Below are 21,072 nucleotides of genomic sequence, written 5' to 3'. Positions count from 1 at the left end.
GTGGACTTGGCGGTCGTTTCGCGGCCAAATCCATTCGTGTCCAGCCCAAATGGGCTAGCCAGACATCGGGGGAAGAAACAATGCGGCTCAATCCGTTCAACACATCCAACATCCGGGTGCGCTCCGGCGGTGGCGGAGCGGGCAAGGCTGGCGGCTTGGGCTGCGGCACCATCGTTATCGCGGCGGTTGCCTATTTCGTGTTCGGAGCGGATCCGATGCAGACCATCGGCATGGTCGAGGGCGTACAGCAGGGATCGCAAACAGCGCAAACCAACACTGACGAGCAGGAAGTCTGCACCGCCAATCGGTACGCGACCGAGACCTGCAACGCGCTCGATTCGCTCAATTCAACCTGGAGCAACGCTTTCACGCAGCAAGGCATCCAATTTCGCGACCCGCATCTGACTTTCATCAATGGCGGCCAGATCCGTACCGGTTGTGGCGCAGCTTCGAGCGCCATGGGGCCATTCTACTGCCCGGCCGATGAAGGCATCTATCTCGATACCCGCTTCTTCGACCAGCTTGCGCAGATGTCAGGCGAAGGTGGAGATTTTGCCCGGCTCTATGTCGTGGCGCATGAATACGGTCATCACATCCAGACCATCACCGGTATTTCCGGGCAGATCCGCAGCGCGCAACAGCAGAACCCACGCGCGGCCAACCAGTTGCAGGTCCTGATGGAGCTACAGGCGGACTGTTATGCCGGAGTGTGGGCGGGCAAGAACCGAAGCCGGGTCGATCCGGGCGATATCGAAGAGGGTCTGCGCGCGGCCAGTGCGATCGGCGACGATACGCTGATGGAACGCGCCGGCCAGCGGGCCAACCCCGAAAGCTTCACCCACGGCACCAGCGATCAGCGTATGCAGGCGCTCCGGCTCGGTTTCCAGGGTGACGATCGTCGCTGCGACGAGATCACCAACGTCCGGTAGTCTGATACCAACAGAAAGGGGCGCTGCCCAACGCGGGTAGCGCCCTCTTTCCGTACTACTCGGAGGTAGTCAGCCTTCCTTTTCGAGGCGCGCGATTTCGGCATCGATTGCGCGAAGTGCCTCGGCGCGCTGCGTATCGGTCAGATTGCGTTCGATCGCCAGCGTGCCGCGCACGCGCTTGAGACTGGTCAGGGCCGAAGCCATGGCTTCCTTCTCGATACCCTCGGCACAGATGGCGATTGCGAACGCGCCATCCTCGGTCTTGACCTTGCTCAGCTTGCCCTTGCTTACGTCGCAGTCTGCCTTGGCAATCATGGCCTTGTGATCCTTGCCGAAGCGCTCTTCCATGCGCTTCTCGATCCGCTCGCCCATCTCTTCCATGTGCTTGCCGTGCCGTTCCATCTTCTTTTCGATGACTTTCTCGAACTCTTCAGGCGAATATTCACGGCCATCCTCGCCCTTGATCTTGATCTTCTTGACGTGCCGTCGAACGTGGACCTTGCCGTTTTCATCTACGGTCTTGATTACGTGGACCTCTTTGCCATGGTCCCCCTCGCTGTCATTCTCGACAATGACCTTGCGGCGGACCACCTTGCCATCCTCGCCCTCTTCGAAAACCGTGTCGAAGTCTTCTTCCTGAACCGCAAAGGAGGGCGCTTCGGGTGCTTCAGCGGCTGTGGGCGACGCAGGCGGGGTCGACGATGCAGGAGCTCGCGGCGCCGCGGGAACGTCCTGCGTGCTCTCGGCATAGGTGATCGAGGCCGTAAGCGGCAGCGCGAGCGCGCCAGCCAGCAACAGCGATCGGCCAGCCCATCGGCGACGATTGGAAATGTCGGTCATGGTAAGGCTCCTCAAGCGATGGATGATCGATTTGTCGCCAAGCACCGGACAAGCCATGGGAGCGGCCAGTGCAACCCTGGGCCCAGCAGCGAAACAGGCGATGGTCTGCGCATAGTCGGCGCGCAGTTCGGCATCGGCAGTCCCGACGACACGCGCATCGCACGCCGCCTCCTGGTCGCGCCGCATGGCACGCCAGCCAACCCAGCCGAGCGGGTTGAACCAATGCAGCGCGAACAATGGCTGCACGGCGAAATTGGCAATCAGGTCTCCGCCTTTGTGATGGGCGAGTTCGTGCGCCAGCGCGAGATCGCGCATCGGGCGCTCGGCCATGGCGAGAAAGCGCGGCGGTAGGGCGATGACCCGGTCGAGCACGCCGAACGCCAATGGCGCGTTGGTCGCTTCGGTTTCGATAAGGCGGATCGGGCCAATCCATCCCCCGTCGCAAGTGCCGACCTGCCGCGCCTCATCCAACAATTCACGGCGCATCTCGAAATACGCGCGGAACCTGATGAACAGGAAAACGGCGGCCCCAGCCAGCCAGGCTGCCAGCAGTAGGGCAGCAATATCTGCCGCCATCCCGCCCGCCGTAGCAAGAGCGGCGGGTTCTTCGGCCAACGGCAAAGCGGTGGTGTCGAACGCTGGCGATGCAATCGGCATCACCGTGCCATTTTCAGCAAGAGGTTCAAGCAACGGTTTTGAGGTCGGGCGCATCCCCGCGGGCAATGTAATTGCGGGCGTGACGAGCCGCAGCGCAGGCAACAGCCAAAGTGCATAGGCTGCCTGGGGACCGAAATGGCGCGCCACGGGGCGGCGCAGGACGAGCACCACAGCGAGCAAGACGCCGGTCCACAGCAAGGTGTCGAACAGCCAGCCGGTCATGTCCTGATCTCCTTTAACAACGCCTCGATTTCGGCAATGTCATTTTCGGAAAGAGCTTCTCGCTCGGCCAGATGCGCTACCAAGGACGCAGTGCTGCCTCCGAACAAGCGATCAACCAGCCGACGGCTTTCTCCGCCGACATAATCGTCTCGCGCGATGGCTGGAGAATAGAGAAAGCGGCGGCCGTCGGGCTGGGTCATCACAGCCTGCTTGGTGACCAGCCGCGACAGGAGTGTCTTGACGGTCGGCAAGCTCCAGTCGCGCGTTGAGCACACACTCTTACACACCTCGTTGGCGGTCAGCGGGCTGCGTTGCCACAACGCCTCCATCACCGCGTGCTCGGCCTCGCTGATCTGCGGAGCCTCTGCACTCCTGCCCTTTGCTTGCGTCATCGACATGCCTCCAAAGTCAATTCGATTACACTTGTAAACGAAACGACTACGCTTGTAAACATGCAGACTGCGCAGCTGGGGCGCCAGCTACAGCCCTATTCGCCCAACTGGCCAGACCGGCGGACGAACGACATCACCTGGAGCCGGAACACGCCCCCGTACTGGTGGTTTGAATGGGCATGACCGTCCCCAATCAAAATCAGACCATTCTGACTTCGCCGCAATTGCGTTTCGTGGGCAGCATCGACGAAGCGATGTACAACGAATTTCGCCAGCAATTGGGCGCCGCTCCGGAGGATGGTCCACTCGTCTTCAATTTGACAACGCTGGGTGGAAACCCCGAGATCGCCCGCTGCATGGGCGACGATATTCGCCTGCTGCGCGAGGCCGGCCGTGACCTCTTTTTCCTCGGCAAAGCTGCGGTCTATTCAGCCGGTGCGACCTTCATGGCGCATTTCCCTGTCGACAAGCGTTACCTGACGCAGGGGACGAGGCTGATGATCCACGAGCGCCAGATTACGCGCACCATCAACCTGTCCGGGCCGCTAAAGAGCTGCACCGCTCAATTGCGCGCAGCACTGCACGAAATCGAGCACTCGATTTCCATCGAGGAAGAAGGCTTCCGCTCGATCGTCGACGGATCGAAGGTCGATTTCGAGGACCTGTGCCAAAAAGCCCCAAACAATTGGTATATCTCCGCCAAAGAGGCGCTCGACAAAGGCCTGGTCGCCGGGATCGTCTGAAACGGCCCCGGCTCCCGGATCAGTAGACTCGCTTCTTGGGCTCGATATAATCGATATCGTCGGTGAGCGTGTATTCGTGCACGGGGCGATAATCGATCCGCATTACACCGTTGCCTGAACCCTTCGCGCCGCCGCCCCAGCCTTCAAACCAGGTCACGGTGTGCTTCATCCATTCCTTGTCATCGCGCTCGGGATAATCCTCGTGCGCATGGGCGCCGCGCGATTCCTTGCGGTTTTCGGCACTGGCGATGGTGACATTGGCCTGGGCCATCAGATTGTCGAGCTCGAGCGTCTCGATCAGGTCGCTGTTCCAGATCAGCGAGCGGTCGGTGACAGCGATGTCTTCCATCCGCTTGTTGACCTTGGCGAGCAGTTCCTTGCCCTCCGCGAGCAGTTTGCTGTCGCGGAACACGGCGGCGTGCTTCTGCATGCCCTTCTGCATTTCCTCGCGAACGCGCGCAGTGGGAGAGCCGCCATCGGCATAGCGGAAATGATCGACCCGGCTCAGAGCCAGATCGGCGCTGTCGGCCGGCAATGCGTCATGAGCGGAATTGGGCTTGAGATTGTCCTTCAGGTGCAGACCCGTCGCGCGGCCAAACACCACCAGGTCGATCAGGGAGTTCGACCCGAGGCGGTTGGCACCGTGGACGCTGACGCAGGCCGCTTCGCCGACGGCATAGAGGCCGGGCACCACGCGGTCAGGCTCGGCACCGGTCGGATTGATCACCTGCCCGTGGAAATTACACGGAATGCCGCCCATGTTGTAATGCACCGTCGGAGTCACTGGCAGCGGCTGGCGCGTCAGGTCGACACCGGCAAAGATCTTCCCGCTCTCGGTTATGCCCGGCAATCGCTGGGCCAGCGTCTCGGCCGGGATGTGGTCGAGATGCAGATAGATATGATCGCCGTCGGGACCAACCCCGCGTCCTTCGCGCATTTCCAGCGCCATCGAACGTGAAACGACATCGCGGCTGGCGAGATCCTTGGCCGAGGGGGCATAGCGTTCCATGAATCGCTCGCCTTCGGAATTGGTCAGGTAGCCGCCCTCGCCCCGCGCGCCCTCGGTGATGAGAACCCCGGCTCCATAGATGCCGGTCGGGTGGAACTGGACAAACTCCATGTCCTGCAGCGGCAGGCCCGCGCGCAGCACCATGCCGCCGCCGTCACCGGTGCAGGTATGCGCGCTGGTGGCAGTGTAATAGCAGCGGCCATAGCCGCCGGTCGCCAGCACCACGGCATGGGCCTTGAATCGATGGATGGTGCCATCGTCGAGGCACATGGCGATCACGCCGCGGCATTTCTTGCCTTCGGGCGTGTCCTCCATAATCAGGTCGAGCGCGAAATACTCGATGAAGAAGTCCGCGTCGTATTTGAGGCTCTGCTGATAAAGCGCGTGCAGCATGGCGTGACCAGTACGGTCGGCCGCGGCGCAGGTGCGCTGGACCGGCGGGCCCGCGCCCATGTTCTGCATGTGACCACCGAAGGGCCGCTGGTAGATCGTGCCGTCCTCGTTACGGCTGAACGGGACGCCGGCGTGTTCGAGTTCGTAAACCGCAGCGGGAGCTTCGCGCGCCAGATATTCGATTGCGTCCTGGTCGCCCAGCCAGTCGGCACCCTTGACCGTGTCGTACATGTGCCACGACCAGTGATCGGGTGAATTGTTGCCGAGGCTGGCGGCAATACCGCCCTGCGCCGCAACGGTATGCGAACGGGTGGGGAATACCTTGGAAATATTGGCAGTCCTGAGACCCGCTTCGGCCGCACCCATAGTGGCGCGCAGGCCTGAGCCGCCGGCCCCTACGACGACTACGTCGAAGGTGTGGTCGATAATCGGATAGGCGGGGGTCGCCATGGTCTGGGTGGTGTCTTCGGCAGCCATCAGGCGGCACCTCCAAGAGGGGTAAGGGCGATGCGAACGACGCAGAAGACGCCAAATACCGCACCGGCAATTGCAGCTAGGTTCAACAGGACAACAAGGGCAAACTTGCTGCCTGCTTCGTGGACATAATCCTCCACCAGCACTTGCAGGCCAAGCCGCGCGTGCCAGAAAACGCTGACCAGCAGCAGCGCCATGGCCGCAGCGGAAATGGGCTGGGCCAGCCATTCGCGGATCGCGGAATAGGTGTAGTCGGACATCAGCGCGAAGCTGGTGATCAGCCACAGCATCAGCACCAGATTGCCGATCGCGGTAAACCGCTGCAGCAGCCAGTGGTGCGCGCCCTCGCGGGCCGAGCCGAGGCCGCGTACGCGGCCGATGGAAGTTCCGTTACCCATGCTGGCTAGTCCTTATTTCAGCAGGATCCAGGCCCAGAAGGCCACTGTGAGGATGATCGCGATGATCGGGGCGAGGATCGACCACATCTTGTTGGTCTCGAGTTCATAGCCGGCCCCGATATCGAGCACAAAATGGCGTAGCCCACTCATCATGTGGGTGAAAAAGGCCCAGCTAAGGCCGATGAGAACGATCTGGCCAGGGATCGAGCTGGCAAGCTCGTAAAACAGGCCATAGGCTTCTTCGCCGCTAGCCAGCGCACCCAGCCACCACAGCCCGACGGCGAGGCCAACCAGCGCCATTCCGTCTCCGGTAGCGCGATGAAGGATCGAGACCAGCATGTGCGGGCCCCATTTCCAAATTTGCAGATGCGGTGATAGCGGACGTTCAGCCATGAAATCTTTGCCCTCGGATACAGGTCTTCTGCTTGCGGCCCTCACTTAGCGAAATGCGGCGCGCGTGCAAGGACAGGCTAAGGGCCATGTCGCGCTTGTCCCGAGCCTTTTTGACCCGACGCGCTCTACGCTCGACAGGGGTAGCGCCTTGGCTGTAACCGTGCCTGCCATGACAACAATCCTTCTGACCGGCTCCAGCCGCGGCATCGGCGCCGCGACCCGCGAATTGCTCGAAACCCGCGGCGCGCGGGTGATTGGCCATTCCACCAGGGGCGACGATGCTGGCGAGATCGCCGCCGATTTCACCGATCCCGATGCACCCGCGGCGTTGTGGGAAGATGCGCTCGAGCAGGCTGACGGCACCATCGACGTGCTGATCAACAACGCCGGGCTCTTCATGGCAAATCCCCTCGAAACCGACGACGCAGGCTGGCTCGATTCGTGGGAGGACACGCTGCGGATCAACCTCACGGCCGCAGCCCAGCTTTCACGCCTCGCGGTGCAGCATTGGCAGGGGCGCGAGTCGCCGGGTCGGATCGTCCATGTCGCCAGCCGCGCCGGGCACCGGGGCGATTCTCCGGCGCATTGGCACTATGCCGCCGCCAAAGGCGGGATGCTGGCGCTGCACAAGACCATCGCCCGCGCTTACGCCAAGGACAATATCGTCAGCTACGCAGTGACCCCGGGATTTACTGACACGGCAATGGCTGGCGATTACCTGGAAAGCCGCGGCGGGCCGGGTCTGCTCGCCGACATACCCCTGGGCCGCGTGGCCGAGCCCGAGGAAATCGCCAATATCATAGCCTGGCTCGCGCTCGAAGCACCGGCCAGCCTGACCGGCGCCACGCTCGATGCCAACGGTGCAAGCTATGTCCGCTAGCTGGAAGCTGACAGCTCATGCGCCCAAGTCAGTGATCCAGGCCGCGCTGCTAGCCCATGATGATGCATGGGACTGGGATGACGAGGTTATCGTCTCCGGCCGCGAGCTTGCAGAGGACAAGCCCGACGACTGGGTCCTGGAATGCTGGTTACCGCGCGAGCCAACCTCGGCAGACCGTCGCAGCGCCAAGGCCCTGTTCGCCGGACGCGCGCCGAGGTTCTCCGCGGAAAAGCTGCCCGAGGCAGACTGGGTCACCCTGAGCCAATTAGGGGTCGAGCCGATCCGCGCCGGCCGCTTCCACGTTCATACCCCCGAGTTCGCTCCCGATCCCACCGAAGGTATCGTTGATTTGACAATCCCCGCCAGCCAGGCCTTTGGCACCGGTCAACACAACACTACCGCCGGCTGTCTCGCCATGCTCGACCTGATGAAGCGCGAAGGTATCGTGGCGCGGGACATCGCCGATATCGGCACCGGCACCGGCCTGCTTGCCATTGCTGCCTTGGCCCTTTGGCCGAGGGCCAAGATTACGGCCACCGATATCGATGCAATCTGCGTTTCCGTCATCGAACATAATGCCGTGGCCAACGCAGTCAGAATCGGCAGCGCGAACGGCGAGCTGACCATGATAGTCGCTCCCGGCACCGACCACCCGCTGATCGCGGCGCGCGCTCCGTTCGACCTGATCATCGCCAACATCCTCTCCGGACCGCTGATCGAACTCGCGCAAGAGTTTGCTGCGCACACAGTGCCAGGCGGCCATGTGTTGCTTGCGGGCCTGCTGGAAACACAGGAGCCGGCAGTGCGCCGGGCCTATCGCAAAGCCGGCTTCCGCCTCGCTCGCCGCCTCGTAGTTGGGGACTGGTCAATCCTGTGGCTGCGCAAACGCCGGATCTAGCGATTCTGCGCGAGTGTCGTTTCGAGGAATTCGAGCGCCACATGGGTGAAGGTTGCCATGTTGGTGATGCGGTCGTCGCTGCCGGTTTCGTTAACCTTCGCCCATTCGCCAATTGGCCCCACCACCGCCACGCAGCTGCGCCCGGCCGGTGCACCCGTTGGATGCGAACTGCCACCAACCGATCCGCTTTCGGCAATGCCCCACTCGGCACCAAAATTGTCGCGAATCGCGCGCGCCTGCAACAAGGCGTAACTCTCGCTCACTCCCCGCATTCCGTGATAAGCCTCGCGCGGAAGATCGAACAGGATGTCTCGCGCGCGCAATGAATAGACCACCCCGCCGCCGACGAAGAAATCGAGCGCCCAGGGGACAGTTAGTAGCGAAGCCGAGATCATTCCGCCGGTAGCTCCATCGGCGACTGCAATCTTCTCGTTCCGCAGACGCAAATCCGCAGCAATCCGCAGCGCAATCGGGTGCGTGTCAGCGAGCATCGATGCCGCCGCTCGCGTGCAAGGCAATATCGGACATCTGCTCGCCCCTGACATCGGCATGATAGCGAACTACGGCGTCGACGACCCGGTGCATCATGTCCATCCGTTCAGGCACCGGGACAGCCGTCCGACCGATCATTACCGCCACGGCGTAGCGAGCACCGTCGGGAGCGGTGAGGATGCCGACATCATTGAAGCCCGCCTGCTCGGCTGCCCCAGCCCGCGATGGCGAGGCATATACCTGCCCAGTCCCGGTCTTGTGGCCGATCGTCCAGCCTGTGGGAACGCCACCTTTCAGCCGGTTCGGACCACTTCTCACATCGTCCAGCAGGTCGAGGAAGATGCGCGTGGTTTCCGGTTCCAGGAGCTCACCGCGGGCCAGCCGCGCCAGCGCGCTGGCGATGGCGATCGGCGTTGCCCCGTCGACCGGCTTTGCGACATAGGAATTGAAAGCCGCCGCGCGCGTCTCATCGGGCACCTTGTCGCGGACCTCGTAGAAACGGCGCTCGAGCGCATAGTCCTGTCGCCAATCAAGTCCGGCAATCGCGCTCTGCATTGCCCGTTCGCCCGGTCCGAAGCGAATTGCGCCGAGACGATTGCGCACTATCGACTTGCGTACCGCCTCCGGGCCGCCAATGCGTCGCAGCAATCGGTCATTGGCGGTGTTGTCGCTCGCGGTAATTGCGCGCCGCATCAGGTCGCCGAAATCACCGGTATAAACGCCTTGAGCCAGAACAATATTGCGGATCGGTTGGTGGAAAACGGTCAGGTCGGAATAGCCAATCTGGACCGGTTCATCGAGCGACAGCTTGCCTGAATCGACCTGTTCGAGCGCTGCCAGGGTAACCCACAACTTGCTGACGCTTTGCTGGGGAAACAATTGGTTGCCGCCGAAGTGTACGGTCCGTCCGCGCTCAACATCGACGATGGCTACGCCGAGGTACCCGTCAAAAACGCTGCCAATTTCGTATAGCGCATTATCGAGTCTTCGCTCTTGGTCCGACTGCACGGATTGTTGCGCTTTCTCGACCGCCTTCTCGATCCGTTTCTGATAGGCTGACCCATCTTCCGCTCCATCACTGCACGCGGCCAGGGCAAGCGTTGCGGCCACAAGCAAGGTTCGGCCCATGCGGTTCAAGCGCAGCAAGCTCATTTGGCTGCCGCGACGATTGCCGCCCACCCAGCTTCGTCGATGACTTCGATTCCAAGGCCCTCTGCTTTCTTGAGCTTGCTGCCGGCGCCCGGCCCCGCCACCAGCAGATCGGTTTTGGCGCTGACCGATCCACTGGCCTTTGCCCCTAGCCGTTCGGCCTGCGCCTTGGCCTCGTCGCGACTCATTGTTTCAAGCTTGCCGGTGAAGACTACGGTCTTGCCCGCCACCGGACTTTGTAGCGTCTCGACCTCGAAACGCGGCGGCGAGACTTCGCCCAGCAGGTCATCCCAGACGGCGACATTGTGCTCCTCGTGGAAGAAGTCCCCCAGCGCTTCGACCACGGCGCTGCCAATGCCGTCGATACTTGTCAGTTCGCTGGCAGCACCCTCATCGCCTGCGCGCGCTTTTTCAGCCGTTGCGCGCAATGCCGCGAGGGTGTGATAATGCTTGAGCAGATCGCGCGCGGTGACCGTACCCACATGGCGAATGCCGAGACCGAACAGCAGCCGCGCCGCGTCGGGGCGGCGGCGGTTTTCCACCGATGCCAACAGTTTTTCCACAGACTTATCCTGCCACCCGTCAAGCGCGAGAATCTCTTCGCGGCGGTCCTTCAGGCGGAAGATATCCGCCGGGCTCTCGAGCCAGCCGAGAGCGAAGAACTGGTCGATGGTCTTCTCGCCCAGCCCATCGATGTCGAGCGCGCCACGGCTGACGAAATGTTTCAACCTTTCAGTGCGTTGCGCAGGGCAGATGAGACCACCTGTGCAGCGGACATCGACCTCGCCTTCCTCGCTGACCGCCTCGCTTGCGCATTCCGGGCATATATCGGGGAAAATGAATGGTTTGCGCTTCGCATCTGGTGTGAGGTTGCGAACCACTTGCGGAATGACGTCACCGGCGCGCTGGATCAAAACGCGGTCGCCAGGCCGTACGCCCAGTCGTTCGATCTCGTCGCGATTGTGCAGCGTAACATTGGTCACCGTGACCCCGCCTACCAGTACCGGCGCGAGGCGACCGACCGGGGTCAGCTTTCCGGTGCGCCCGACCTGGATATCGATGGCTTCGAGCGTCGTTTCGGCCTGTTCCGCGGGGAACTTGCGGGCAATCGCCCACCGCGGGGCCTTGGCGACGAAGCCCAGCCGTTCCTGCCAGTCGAGGCGGTCGACCTTGTAGACAACGCCGTCGATTTCGTAAGGCAGATCAGCCCGTTGATTGCCAATCTTCTCATAATGCGCAAACATTTCATCCAAAGTCTTGCAGCGCGTGAACAGTGACGAGACGGGTATACCCCAAGCGGCCATCCGCTCGACTACCTCAAGCTGGGTATCGCCCGGAAGCTCGCTCTCGACCGCGCCCCAACCGTGAGCCCAAAACCGGAGTGGGCGCTGCGCGGTCACGCAGGCGTCTTTCTGCCGCAGCGATCCGGCCGCCGCATTGCGCGGATTGGCAAACAACTTGCCGCCCGCCTCTTCCTGCGCGGCATTGAGCGCGAGGAAATCGGCCTTGGCCATATAGACCTCGCCGCGAATCTCGAACACCGGCGGCACGTCGCCAGTCAGCTCCTGCGGGATGTCAGCAATATGGGCGACATTCGGCGTTACGTCTTCGCCCACCTGCCCGTCTCCGCGCGTCGCGGCTCGGACCAGCTTGCCGCCCTCGTATCGCAGGGAGCAGGACAGACCATCAATCTTATCCTCGGCGGTGAAGGCGATAGCCTCGTCTTCTCCCAGATTGAGATAGCGCCTCACCCGGGCGACAAATTCGGCCACCTCCTCGTCGGCGAAGGCATTGTCGAGGCTCATCATGCGAACTTCGTGCGTCACCTTGCCAAGCGGCGAGGCAGCGACGGCATGCCCGACTGCCTTTGAAGGGCTATCATCGCGTACAAGGTGCGGAAATGCCGCCTCCAGTTCCTCGTTGCGCCGCACCAGGGCATCATATTCCGGATCGGATATCTCCGGATCATCCTCGGCATGATAGCGTCGATTGTGATGCGCGATCGCCTTGGCCAGCCGCATCAGTTCATTGGCGGCCTGGGCTTCAGTCATGTCGGCGAGATCTGGCAATTTGCGCGATTCCGGAGCAATTGGTAAGTAACATCAAGAAGCTATTGGGGGGAGTAGCGATGATCGATCGTGATTTGAAAGCAATTTTCAGCGCATTGCTGGGTTTGATGGCGCTGTTCTACCTCTTGCAGAACCTGATCAACCTCGATCAGGCTTACGCCTCGCTCGACTACGTCATGTCGCAGGCCGATCACGCCGCATATCCCGGTAATTTGCTGCCAGCGCTTGGTCCGCCTTGGACCCGGGCCGCGGCCTGGCTCGTTTTTGCCGGCGAATTTGCCACTGCCCTTTTTGCCCTGCTGGGCGCGAGGAATATGGCACGCGCACGCCGTTCCGACGCCGCTACATTTGCGGCAGCGAAGAAATGGGCGAAGCTCGGGTGCGGGATGGCAGTCATCGTGTGGTTTGGCTTCTTCCACGTATTTGGCGCGGCAGGCTACCAGATGTGGCAGACCGAAATGGGATCTGGCTCGTTCCAGGGCGCCTTCTATTATGCTGCATTCGGGTTCTTCGTCCTGCTCTATCTCGGTCAGCGCGAGGAAGAGATGGCCTAGGCCCCTTCCAGCAAACGATCCGCCTGCGCGCGTGCTTCATCGGTGATTTCCGCGCCGCTGAGCATCCGCGCGATTTCTTCTTGCCGTCCGGCATCGTCGAGCCGCTCGACCGAAGTGCGAGTCACAATGCCCTCTGATGACTTGGCGATGCGGTAATGCGTATTCCCCCGTGCGGCGACCTGCGGGCTGTGCGTGACGGCCAGCAATTGCCCGTCGGCCGCCAGCCTCGCCAGTCGCTCGCCGATCGCGCTCGCCACCGCGCCGCCGACGCCGCGGTCGATCTCGTCGAATATAACCGTCGCCGCCCCGCCCTGCTCCGCCAGTGCCACTTTGAGCGCCAGGATGAAGCGCGACAATTCGCCGCCACTGGCAATCTTGGCGAGTGGGGCGAAACCAGCGCCGGGATTCGTTTCGATCAGGAATTCGACCGCATCGATGCCGGATGGGCCCCATTTTTCTTCCGGCAGTTCCCGCACATCGGTTCGGAATCGGGCTGCATCGAGCTTGAGCGGAGCAAGCTCGTCCGCCACCGCTGCGTCCAGCTCCTGCGCACCCGCAACGCGCGCCGCGTGCAGCGCATGAGCCGCCTCGCGATAGGCGTCTCCGGTTTCGCGCTCGGCCAGTTCGAGCGCGTCGAGCTTGGCCTCACCCGCTTCGATGCCGTCGAGCGCGGTCCTGAACTCGCGCATCTTGTGCGGCAATTCGTCGACTTCGCAGCGATGCTTGCGGGCAAGCGCGCGCAGTTCGAACAGCCGGGTTTCGGCAGCATCGAGCGCGGCCGGATCATGGTGCAGCGCATCGGCGGCGGCTGCCAGCTTTTCCTCCGCCTCGGTCGCCTCGATCACCGCGCGGTCGAGCGAGGCCAGCGCATCTGCCAGTAGCGGGTGTTCCCCGCCAATCCGGTCGAGCCGGCGAGCAGCGCTGCGCAATTGTGTCAGCGGAGCATCAGAGCCGTCCCAGACATGGCGCAATTCTTCCAGGTCGACGGCCAGCTTCTCGCCCTTCTGCATATCGGCGCGCACGGTGGCGAGCCGCTCTTCCTCGCCAGCCTGTGGTTCGAGCGTGGTCAATTCGGTCAGATGTGCCAGCAGCAGGTCCTGCTCGGCCTTGGCGTCCTCGATTTCCTGCCGGACGGTGGCGAGCGCCTCGCGCGTGCGATGCCATTCGGTCCAAGCGTGGACCACGGCATCCCGATCTCCGCCGCAATAGCGATCGAGCAAAGCCCTGTGACCGCGCGGATTGACCAGCCCTCGATCATCATGCTGGCCATGCAGTTCGACCAGCGCCCCGCTGATCGTCCGCAGCAAGGCAACGCCGACCGGCTGGTCGTTGATGAACGCCTTGGAGCCGCCATCGGCCTTGAGCTGGCGCCGGATCAACAGCGCCTCGCCCATTTCGACCTCGATATCGGCGTCGTCGAGCGCTTCGGCGATTGCTTCTGGCAAGCGGGAAAATTCGAAACTGGCGGTGACGCTGGCCTTGTCCTCGCCGGCCCGCACCAGCCCGCTTTCGGCGCGATTGCCCAGTACCAGACCCAGTGCATCGAGCAGGATCGACTTGCCCGCGCCGGTCTCTCCGGTGAGCACGCCCAACCCGCGCCCGAACTCCAGCTCGAGAGTCTCGATGAGCACGATATTGCGAATGGTCAGCCGGGTCAGCATTGCAGCGTCGATTCCTAGCCGAAGCGCGCAGCTACGTCACCGCTGCAAGCACACAGTTGTGGGGATTCTTGCGATCGCGCTCAGTTGCGGGCGATCGCCGCTGCCTTTGTCGGGCGCTTGTGCGTCCACCACCAGGCAATCCCGCGATCATCCTGGATCTCGCCTGGCGGCCATTCGATGAGCGCGATGTCGGATATCCGCGCTATCTCATCATCGCCCAGGCGCCTGCCGATATATTTGATCCGCAGGATCGGCCGGAATGGATGTGCAGCCCCTTCGGGTCCGGGCGGAAGGCGCGGACTCTCTGCCGGGGGCAGCCAGAAATCGAATTCTACATTCTGCCAATCGTCACTGCCCCGCAATTGGCGAGTGGCCACGCTATCGCCTAGGATGGAACGGGTGGGAGCCGCGCCTTCAGGTGGCTTGTCGCGCGTGATGAGCTCGATTTCGGCATCGAACGGCAGCTTTATCCGTGTCTTGAAGGTGAACCTGGTGGCGTAAATGTCGCGCACGTAAGACGCCGCCATGAGGTGAAAAGACTTGTGCGCCGCAAGGGGTGACAGTTCCAGCACGCCCGTGCCGTCCTGCGCCGTTCTGATCGAAAGCCTGGCATTCTGCGCCTTCCAGTAGCGATCGCGCGCCACGCCCATCTGCACATTCGTAAAATCACCGCGCGGGATGATGTTGCGGCCATATTCGCTCGCTCGATCGCCGCAATGGGGCGCAAAGCCGACCAGTGTGAATTCGCCCGGCTGAGTGCAGGCGCTGTTTTCCGCTTTCCGGTTTTCGCGCCAGACTGCAGCGTGGCCGCCACTTAATTTCAGGTTCGTACCCATTTCCTCCGACAACCAGAACAGGCGGCGCAGGACGGCCTCTCGCATCCCGCCAACGGCCGGCACGGGACGATAGTCGAGTATCTGCAAGGGGATGGGCTCGGCGCGCAGGAACCTGCCATTTTCCATCCATACCTTCAGAGCAAACGTCGAATGTGTGTGAGGATGATCCTGGTCGAACAGGAAATTTCCCAACGAATGGGCGATCAGTGATCCTTTGTAGATTTCCAGTCCCTGGGTGACGTGCGGATGATGTCCGATCACCAGCGGACTGCCCAAGTCGACAGCGCGGCGAAACCGGGGCAGCGAAAGGTCGGACGGGCGATCCATATATTCCATGTTGCCATGATATTCCATGATCGGGACATGCCCCGCGGCTAGCTCGCGACGGGTCACGCGATCGATCGCAGAATTGGTGCCCCATGCTGCACCGGCCTTGTCGACCCGCGCAATCTGGTTCGGGCTCCAATCGCCGCGCCATCCGACGAAGCCGAACAAGGCCAGCCTGGTATTGCCCACCTTCACCCGCGCCGCCTGCTCGGCTTGCGCGACGTTCATCCCCCCGCCGGAGAACCTGATCCCTCCATCAATCAGCGCATCGATCGTAGTCTGCATGCCGGCATCGCGATAATCGGCGGTATGATTATTGCCGAGACTGACATGATCGATCCCTGCGCGTCGCAGCGCTGCGGGCAGTTGAGGGGGAGAGAAGAAAAGGTATTTCTTGGGCGCTGGCGGTCCCGGCTCGCTCTCGGCCACCACCGATTCCAGATTGATCGAGGCGAAGTCGCTAGTCGCGATATAGGGACGGATGTGATCGAATAGCCGGTCGAGATCGGCATCCAGATCATCATGTTTGAGCACCGACCGAATGCGCTGCCCGGTATGGAAATATCGCCTGCCTGCCATTGAATCGCCGCCAAAGAACAACTCGATTCGGCCCGGCTTCCTAGCCACGAGTTCGATTGCGGGAATGTGCAGGCAATTGCAGCTATCGTAGCGCAATTCCTCATTACCGAAGGTCTGCACCATGGCGAACACGGGATCGCCGGTTATGTCGATGCGGTAATAAGGCGCGACCGCGATTTCGGCATTGAAAGAGCCGTCTGCGGAGAGCGTGACGGGGACTTCGTTTATCGCCACCGAAACGCCAGCGAAGTCGATCCTGTCACGCTTCCCGTCGAGCGCCCCGCGGATCGTTACATTTGCAGGACTTGCGGCCGCCGGGGTTGCCACGGGCATACCCGCTGGTGCCAGCGCGACAACTATCGCGACAGCTGTTGCCAGCCCGGTCAGCACGGCAGCGAACCAGAGGACGAGACCCCGAACCATGCGGGGAAACTCGCATCAGAACTACAAGATTGCGTTAACCCTCAACCGGCCCGCAATTCGGGGCCGTGCGGCGTTATCGGGTAGCCAGGGAGGGTGCCTTGTCGCTGATCAGCTCGTAAGCCTTCTCATACCATTCGTTGCCCGGGTAATTTGCGCCCAGGACAGCGGCATATTTCTTGGCTTCGGCAGGAATTCCCAGGGCTAAATTCGATTCGACCAACCGATACAACGCCTCGGGCGTGTGGCTGGTTGTCTGGTAGGTTTCCACCACGTTCTGGAACCGGATGACCGATGCGGCCCACTTGGCGGTCCGCTGGTAGAACCGGCCGATTTCCATTTCCTTGCCTGCAAGGTGATCGAGCACGAGGTCGGTCTTCAGGCGGGCATCAGCCGCATATTTCGTATTGGGGTAGCGGCGATCGACTTCGCGTAGCGCCGCCAGCGCCTGCTCTGTCGTTTTCTGGTCCCGCTGCACATCGCTGATCTGCTCGTAATAGCTGAGCGCGATGAGGTAATAGGCATAGGGAGCATCGCGGTTGCCGGGATGGATCGACAGGAAGCGCTGCGAACTCTGGATAGCCTTGGTGTAATCGCGCGAGACGTAATAGCTGAATGCGCTCATCAACTGCGCGCGCCGGGCCCAGGGGGAATAGGGGTGCTGCCGCTCCACCTCGTCGAACAGCGCAGCGGCAAGCTTGGGATTGCCCCGATCGAGCCGTTCCTTGGCCGAGGCGTAGAGAGTTTCCACGTCACGCGCGACATAGGCGGTGTCGCGGACCCCGCCGCCGGTTGAACACCCTGCAAGCACGGTTGCGGCGAGCAGCGGAAGGGCGAAGGCGCGAATGCGCGCGGGCGTGGTGTTGGCGAACATGGGCCGCGCTATAGCCCTGCCCCCGCTGAACGCCAAGTGAAGTATGTCGCCATAGCCGGGGGAAAAATGCGGGCGGCAAAGCTGTACGAAGGACGTGCCGATCAGGCCATCGGGTCATCTTCTGTCGGAACCACCCTGCGCTGTCCCGATTCGGCTTCCGGCGGGTCCCATGTCAGGTGATGCTCCTCTAGCGACACGAGGTTGTTGGCGCGGATGATCTCGGCATGGGTCTGGTAACCGAGCAGCTGGTCCGCCGGCAGGTCGGGGTTATTGATCAGCACTCGCGTTTCCTCGCTGGTGAAATCGGTCAGCCCGCGTGCTCGCTCGACCCCCGCGCTGTCGTATATATGAAGGACATCGCCCCGGGTGAAATCGCCATCCATCGAAACCAGGTCATCGCGGCGGATCGGCGCGGTTCCGTCAAGCCGTGCCGCTGCCTCGTCGGTGATGACCAGGTGACCTGCCATCTGCAGGCGATCGGCCAGCCAGTTGTCCCACACACTTGCCGGATGCGGATTGGGCAGACACCGCGTACAGCGACGTTCGCCGCTGAGGATGCTGGAGATCGGGCGGTCGACTTCGCCATGCGCAATCCATGCCGTGCAACCGGCGTTCTGAGCCATGTTGGCAGCCTGCAGCTTGGTCAGCATCCCGCCTGTGCCGAGCGCACTCTTCCCGGATGTGGCATCGAGATACTCGCTGACATCCTCGACTTCCTCGACCAACTGGGCGCCGTCTTCGTCCGGATTGCGATCATACAGCCCATCGACCGTGGTCAGGATCACGAAATGCTCGGCCTGCACCATCTGGGCGATCTTGGCGGCCAGTCGGTCATTGTCGCCGACCCGAATTTCCTCGGTGGTGATGGTGTCATTCTCATTGACGATCGGCACGATCTTCGATTCGAGCAGACGGTGAACGGTGTTTTTCGTGTTGAGGAATCGCCGGTGGTCCTCGAAATCGCCCAGGGTCAACAGGATTTGCGCAATTTCGATGTCGAATTCATATCCGACCTGCTTGTAGGCGTTGAGAAGCTGCGGCATCCCGCAGGCTGCCGCCGCCTGCTTGTCGCTAAGGCCGGCGGTTCCGGGTTCCGCCCCGACAACCCGCATTCCGAGCGCCACCGCTCCGCTGGAGCAAAGTATCACCTCGTAGCCTTGCGCCCTCAGCCGGGCGATATCTTCCATCACCCGCTGGATAAATCCGTAGCGCGGTGTCAATCGCTCGCTGTTGGCGAGCAGCGCAGAGCCAATTTTAACGACGATCCTGTTGGTCTTGGTCAAAACGTACCTTCGCGATGGTCTGGGGGCCACAAACGGCAGCCCGTGGTTTAAATTTGCTGCCAAATACCTATGTTGCATCGCAGCAACTTCAACGGCTTTCTGCGTTGCGCCCGGGTTCTCCCTGCGCCGCGAAGCCGGAAAACCGAGCCTTTCCAGTAGGCTCAGCACAAGTTTGAAAGGTTACCATGAACGACCAAACGCTCGATCCGGCTATCCATATCCAGCAACTGGGTGAAAAAGCCCGCGACGCGGCCCGCAAGCTGTTGGGCGCTTCGCCCGAGGCCAAGAACACCGCGCTGATCGAAGCCGCCAAGGCGCTGCGGGAAGCTGCACCCGCGCTGCTCGAAGCCAACGCCAAGGATGTCGCCAGTGTCGAGGGCAAGAAGCCCGAAAGTTTCATCGACCGCCTGCGCCTGACCAAGGACCGGATCGAGGACATGGCCGGCGCCCTCGAGCAGATCGCCGACCTGCCCGATCCCGTTGGACGGGTGCTGGCGACCTTCGAACGACCCAACGGCCTCAAGATAGAACGCGTTGCAGTGCCGATCGGCGTTATCGGCATGATCTATGAAAGCCGGCCCAATGTGGGCGCCGATGCCAGCGCGCTGTGTCTCAAGAGCGGCAACGCCGTAATCCTCCGCGGCGGTAGTGAGAGCCGCTATTCGACCCGCGAGATCGTCGCCTGTATGCAGGCTGGCCTCGCCGCGGCAGGACTGCCCGAAGGGGCCGTTCAGACGGTTCAAACCACCGACCGCAATGCGGTGGCGGAACTGCTCAAGGCGGACGAATATATCGACCTCGTCATTCCGCGCGGCGGGCGTGGCTTAGTCGAACTGGTGCGCGACCAGGCCAGCGTGCCGACATTGCTGCACCTCGACGGCAATTGTCATTCCTATGTTCACGAGGCGGCCGATGTCGAAAAGGCGGTTGATGTCATCCGCAATGCAAAGCTTCGCCGGACCGGCGTGTGCGGCGCAACCGAGAGCGTGGTGGTTGATCGCACCATAGCGCCCGCCTTCATCCCCGCTTTTGCTGAAGCGATGGCCGGTGATTGCGAATTGCGCGGTGACGAGGACGCAGTGAAACTGGACGCTCGAATCAAGCCTGCCAGTGAGGACGACTGGAACACCGAGTATCTCGGCCCCATCGCATCGGTGAAAGTAGTGGATGGTCTCGATGAAGGCATCGCCTGGGTCGACGGACACAGCTCACACCACACTGACGCCATCCTGACTGAAGACCTTGAGGCCGCGCGCCGCTTCATGACCGCGATCGACAGCGCCATCGTGATGCATAATGCCAGCACGCAGTTCGCCGATGGCGGTGAATTCGGCATGGGCGCTGAAATTGGCATCGCCACCGGCAAGATGCACGCCCGCGGCCCGGTCGGGCTGGAGCAATTGTGCAGCTTCAAATACCTCGTTCACGGTAGCGGCCAAGTTAGAGGGTAAACCCCAAGCCTGGTCGCGGCGGTACGGCGCGAAGCGCCGCAAAGGCGACCGACTGCCTGCGGTTGCCCGGCGCAAAGCGGAGCAACCGAACCGAGGACGCGCCCGCGAAGGCGGGTGCGAAAAGCACGGGCCTTCATTTTCCTACTCGCGCGCTTTCTGCTTCACCCGCGCATGTGACCCGCAAGACCGATCCCCACACCGCGCGCCTGCCCGTGCCCGCGAGCGAGCTGCCCGCCTTCACCCCCGTCCCGCGCAAGTGCAACCGCCATGACGGCTGGACCGAGCAGCGCCAGTGCGCCTTCATCGAGGCGCTGGCCGATACCGGCTCGGTCGCAGCGGCGTGCAAGGCGGTCGATATGAGCACGGTTGGCGCCTATCACCTGCGTCGCCAGCCGGGCGCGGAGAGCTTCCGCAAGGCGTGGACCGCCGCGCTGGACCTCGGCGTGCAGCGGATCGAGGACGTGGCGATGGACCGCGCGCTGAACGGGGTGGAGGTGCCGGTCTATTTCTATGGCAAGCTGGTCGGCACGCGGCGCGTCTATAACGACCGGCTGCTGATGTTCATGCTGAGGAACCGCGCGCCAGAGCGGTTTGCAGGCGGCAAGTCCGACCTGAAGGGCCTCAACGCCGTGGGCAAGATGGAACGGCGGCGGCTGAAGAAGAAATGGCGCAAGGCCTGGGAGGCAGAGCGCGAGGCAGAGCGCGCCGCGCAGGACGCCGCCGCCCGTGCCGCTAGCGGAGACGACGAGGACGCGCAGCTGGCCGCGCTCGACGCGAAACTGGAGCGCGCCCGCAGCAACTGGCTCGCCCAGCTAAGCCCCCGCACCCGCGCCGCCTGGGACGCCTTCCCTGCACTGCCAGGCCAAGGACGAGGCGCAGGGTTATAAGTGGTGGGAAGACCCGGAGCACCCGGATTACGAGGATGCCGACGCCGCCGCGCCCGCGCCCGAGGAAGAGGCGATCCCCCTCCCCCCACCCGGCTGGCGCGAACGCAAGGTGGAGGAGCCGGACGAAGGGCCGGTGGTGCGGACGATCAAGGATGATGGGTGGGATTAGATCACCACCGCTTCGCGTAACACGGCTTGCGATCAGCAAGCCGCAAGGCCGACCGGCCGCCCGAGCCCATGCGAGGAAGCAAGGGGCGCGGAC

Annotated in this window: 19 protein-coding genes; 7 read left to right on the top strand and 12 right to left on the bottom strand. The window is 62.4% G+C overall.

Features of this window, described 5'->3' with window-relative positions:
* Positions 1-80: 80 nt before the first annotated feature.
* Positions 81-929 (top strand): KPN_02809 family neutral zinc metallopeptidase, encoded by an 849-nt coding sequence (gene ypfJ / locus ACXYL9_RS06790; RefSeq protein ID WP_459039872.1) that lies wholly within the window; start codon positions 81-83, stop codon positions 927-929.
* A gap of 69 nt (positions 930-998) precedes the next feature.
* Here the strand turns inward: ypfJ and ACXYL9_RS06785 are convergent, their stop codons facing one another.
* Positions 999-2,648 (bottom strand): M56 family metallopeptidase, encoded by a 1,650-nt coding sequence (locus ACXYL9_RS06785; protein WP_459038821.1) that lies wholly within the window; start codon positions 2,646-2,648, stop codon positions 999-1,001.
* Positions 2,645-3,046, bottom strand: coding sequence for a BlaI/MecI/CopY family transcriptional regulator (locus tag ACXYL9_RS06780; RefSeq protein WP_459038820.1), 402 nt, complete (start codon positions 3,044-3,046; stop codon positions 2,645-2,647). Before ACXYL9_RS06780 ends, ACXYL9_RS06785 begins: the two co-directional genes overlap by 4 nt.
* 173 nt (positions 3,047-3,219) lie before the next feature.
* Between ACXYL9_RS06780 and ACXYL9_RS06775 the strand changes: the two genes are divergently transcribed.
* Positions 3,220-3,783 (top strand): ATP-dependent Clp protease proteolytic subunit, encoded by a 564-nt coding sequence (locus tag ACXYL9_RS06775; protein ID WP_459038819.1) that lies wholly within the window; start codon positions 3,220-3,222, stop codon positions 3,781-3,783.
* A 19-nt stretch (positions 3,784-3,802) separates the two neighbouring features.
* On the opposite strand, the gene sdhA is transcribed toward ACXYL9_RS06775, so the two are convergent.
* Genes sdhA through sdhC form a run of 3 tightly spaced genes read right to left on the bottom strand, consistent with a single transcriptional unit; the run spans position 3,803 to position 6,450 of the window.
* Positions 3,803-5,662, bottom strand: coding sequence for a succinate dehydrogenase flavoprotein subunit (gene sdhA, locus ACXYL9_RS06770; protein WP_459038818.1), 1,860 nt, complete (start codon positions 5,660-5,662; stop codon positions 3,803-3,805).
* Positions 5,662-6,057 carry a succinate dehydrogenase, hydrophobic membrane anchor protein gene (gene sdhD, locus ACXYL9_RS06765; protein ID WP_459038817.1) on the bottom strand — a complete coding sequence of 132 codons (396 nt, stop codon included), beginning with the start codon at positions 6,055-6,057 and terminating at the stop codon, positions 5,662-5,664. The genes sdhA and sdhD overlap by 1 nt, the downstream gene beginning before the upstream one ends.
* A 12-nt stretch (positions 6,058-6,069) precedes the next feature.
* Positions 6,070-6,450, bottom strand: a complete 381-nt coding sequence (gene sdhC, locus ACXYL9_RS06760; RefSeq protein WP_459038816.1) for a succinate dehydrogenase, cytochrome b556 subunit — start codon at positions 6,448-6,450, stop codon at positions 6,070-6,072.
* Positions 6,451-6,619: 169 nt separating this feature from the next.
* On the opposite strand from sdhC, the gene ACXYL9_RS06755 reads away from it, so the two are divergent.
* Positions 6,620-7,330, top strand: a complete 711-nt coding sequence (locus ACXYL9_RS06755; protein WP_459038815.1) for an SDR family NAD(P)-dependent oxidoreductase — start codon at positions 6,620-6,622, stop codon at positions 7,328-7,330.
* The gene (locus ACXYL9_RS06750) at positions 7,320-8,228 is read left to right on the top strand and encodes a 50S ribosomal protein L11 methyltransferase (RefSeq protein WP_459038814.1); all 909 of its coding nucleotides are present in this window, start codon (positions 7,320-7,322) and stop codon (positions 8,226-8,228) included. Before ACXYL9_RS06755 ends, ACXYL9_RS06750 begins: the two co-directional genes overlap by 11 nt.
* Here the strand turns inward: ACXYL9_RS06750 and ACXYL9_RS06745 are convergent.
* From ACXYL9_RS06745 to ligA, 3 genes are read right to left on the bottom strand one after another with little or no spacing between them, the layout of a single operon-like run.
* Positions 8,225-8,719: a CinA family protein gene (locus ACXYL9_RS06745; RefSeq protein WP_459038813.1), complete on the bottom strand. Its 495-nt coding sequence runs from the start codon at positions 8,717-8,719 to the stop codon at positions 8,225-8,227. The two genes, ACXYL9_RS06750 and ACXYL9_RS06745, sit on opposite strands and share 4 nt — an antisense overlap.
* Positions 8,709-9,830, bottom strand: a complete 1,122-nt coding sequence (locus ACXYL9_RS06740) for a serine hydrolase (RefSeq protein WP_459038812.1) — start codon at positions 9,828-9,830, stop codon at positions 8,709-8,711. Before ACXYL9_RS06740 ends, ACXYL9_RS06745 begins: the two co-directional genes overlap by 11 nt.
* 38 nt (positions 9,831-9,868) lie before the next feature.
* Complete coding sequence (ligA, locus tag ACXYL9_RS06735) at positions 9,869-11,920, bottom strand: NAD-dependent DNA ligase LigA (protein ID WP_459038811.1); 2,052 nt, start codon at positions 11,918-11,920, stop codon at positions 9,869-9,871.
* 77 nt (positions 11,921-11,997) lie between these two features.
* On the opposite strand from ligA, the gene ACXYL9_RS06730 reads away from it, so the two are divergent.
* Entirely contained in the window at positions 11,998-12,492 is a 495-nt protein-coding gene (locus ACXYL9_RS06730; protein WP_459038810.1) for a DUF2165 family protein, read from the top strand.
* Here the strand turns inward: ACXYL9_RS06730 and recN are convergent.
* From recN to proB, 4 genes are all read right to left on the bottom strand, one after another.
* The gene (gene recN / locus ACXYL9_RS06725; protein WP_459038809.1) at positions 12,489-14,153 is read right to left on the bottom strand and encodes a DNA repair protein RecN; all 1,665 of its coding nucleotides are present in this window, start codon (positions 14,151-14,153) and stop codon (positions 12,489-12,491) included. The genes ACXYL9_RS06730 and recN overlap by 4 nt on opposite strands.
* Before the next feature lie 80 nt (positions 14,154-14,233).
* Positions 14,234-16,318: a CapA family protein gene (locus tag ACXYL9_RS06720; RefSeq protein WP_459038808.1), complete on the bottom strand. Its 2,085-nt coding sequence runs from the start codon at positions 16,316-16,318 to the stop codon at positions 14,234-14,236.
* A gap of 73 nt (positions 16,319-16,391) precedes the next feature.
* On the bottom strand, positions 16,392-17,189 hold the full coding sequence (locus ACXYL9_RS06715; protein WP_459038807.1) for an outer membrane protein assembly factor BamD: 798 nt from the start codon (positions 17,187-17,189) through the stop codon (positions 16,392-16,394).
* Positions 17,190-17,290: 101 nt separating this feature from the next.
* Entirely contained in the window at positions 17,291-18,472 is a 1,182-nt protein-coding gene (proB, locus tag ACXYL9_RS06710; RefSeq protein WP_459038806.1) for a glutamate 5-kinase, read from the bottom strand.
* Positions 18,473-18,657: 185 nt separating this feature from the next.
* Here proB and ACXYL9_RS06705 point away from each other — a divergent pair, with 185 nt between their 5' ends.
* Both ACXYL9_RS06705 and ACXYL9_RS06700 read left to right on the top strand, forming a co-directional pair.
* Positions 18,658-19,923, top strand: coding sequence for a glutamate-5-semialdehyde dehydrogenase (locus tag ACXYL9_RS06705; protein ID WP_459038805.1), 1,266 nt, complete (start codon positions 18,658-18,660; stop codon positions 19,921-19,923).
* 212 nt (positions 19,924-20,135) lie between these two features.
* Complete coding sequence (locus ACXYL9_RS06700) at positions 20,136-20,810, top strand: hypothetical protein (RefSeq protein ID WP_459038804.1); 675 nt, start codon at positions 20,136-20,138, stop codon at positions 20,808-20,810.
* Positions 20,811-21,072 lie beyond the last annotated feature (262 nt).

The sequence above is a fragment of the Qipengyuania sp. CAU 1752 genome, from assembly GCF_054482615.1.
Note: the sequence above shows the minus strand (reverse complement) of the source record. Positions and strands in the feature narration are given on the sequence as shown.

Coding starts and splice junctions, on each gene's coding strand:
- ypfJ (WP_459039872.1), top strand. CDS start 81: ATGCGGCTCAATCCGTTCAACACATCCAACATCCGGGTGCGCTCCGGC.
- recN (WP_459038809.1), bottom strand. CDS start 14,153: ATGCTGACCCGGCTGACCATTCGCAATATCGTGCTCATCGAGACTCTC.
- ACXYL9_RS06780 (WP_459038820.1), bottom strand. CDS start 3,046: ATGTCGATGACGCAAGCAAAGGGCAGGAGTGCAGAGGCTCCGCAGATC.
- ACXYL9_RS06775 (WP_459038819.1), top strand. CDS start 3,220: ATGACCGTCCCCAATCAAAATCAGACCATTCTGACTTCGCCGCAATTG.
- ACXYL9_RS06745 (WP_459038813.1), bottom strand. CDS start 8,719: ATGCTCGCTGACACGCACCCGATTGCGCTGCGGATTGCTGCGGATTTG.
- ACXYL9_RS06750 (WP_459038814.1), top strand. CDS start 7,320: ATGTCCGCTAGCTGGAAGCTGACAGCTCATGCGCCCAAGTCAGTGATC.
- sdhD (WP_459038817.1), bottom strand. CDS start 6,057: ATGGGTAACGGAACTTCCATCGGCCGCGTACGCGGCCTCGGCTCGGCC.
- ACXYL9_RS06705 (WP_459038805.1), top strand. CDS start 18,658: ATGAACGACCAAACGCTCGATCCGGCTATCCATATCCAGCAACTGGGT.
- sdhA (WP_459038818.1), bottom strand. CDS start 5,662: ATGGCTGCCGAAGACACCACCCAGACCATGGCGACCCCCGCCTATCCG.
- ACXYL9_RS06730 (WP_459038810.1), top strand. CDS start 11,998: ATGATCGATCGTGATTTGAAAGCAATTTTCAGCGCATTGCTGGGTTTG.
- ligA (WP_459038811.1), bottom strand. CDS start 11,920: ATGACTGAAGCCCAGGCCGCCAATGAACTGATGCGGCTGGCCAAGGCG.
- ACXYL9_RS06785 (WP_459038821.1), bottom strand. CDS start 2,648: ATGACCGGCTGGCTGTTCGACACCTTGCTGTGGACCGGCGTCTTGCTC.
- ACXYL9_RS06715 (WP_459038807.1), bottom strand. CDS start 17,189: ATGTTCGCCAACACCACGCCCGCGCGCATTCGCGCCTTCGCCCTTCCG.
- ACXYL9_RS06755 (WP_459038815.1), top strand. CDS start 6,620: ATGACAACAATCCTTCTGACCGGCTCCAGCCGCGGCATCGGCGCCGCG.
- sdhC (WP_459038816.1), bottom strand. CDS start 6,450: ATGGCTGAACGTCCGCTATCACCGCATCTGCAAATTTGGAAATGGGGC.
- ACXYL9_RS06720 (WP_459038808.1), bottom strand. CDS start 16,318: ATGGTTCGGGGTCTCGTCCTCTGGTTCGCTGCCGTGCTGACCGGGCTG.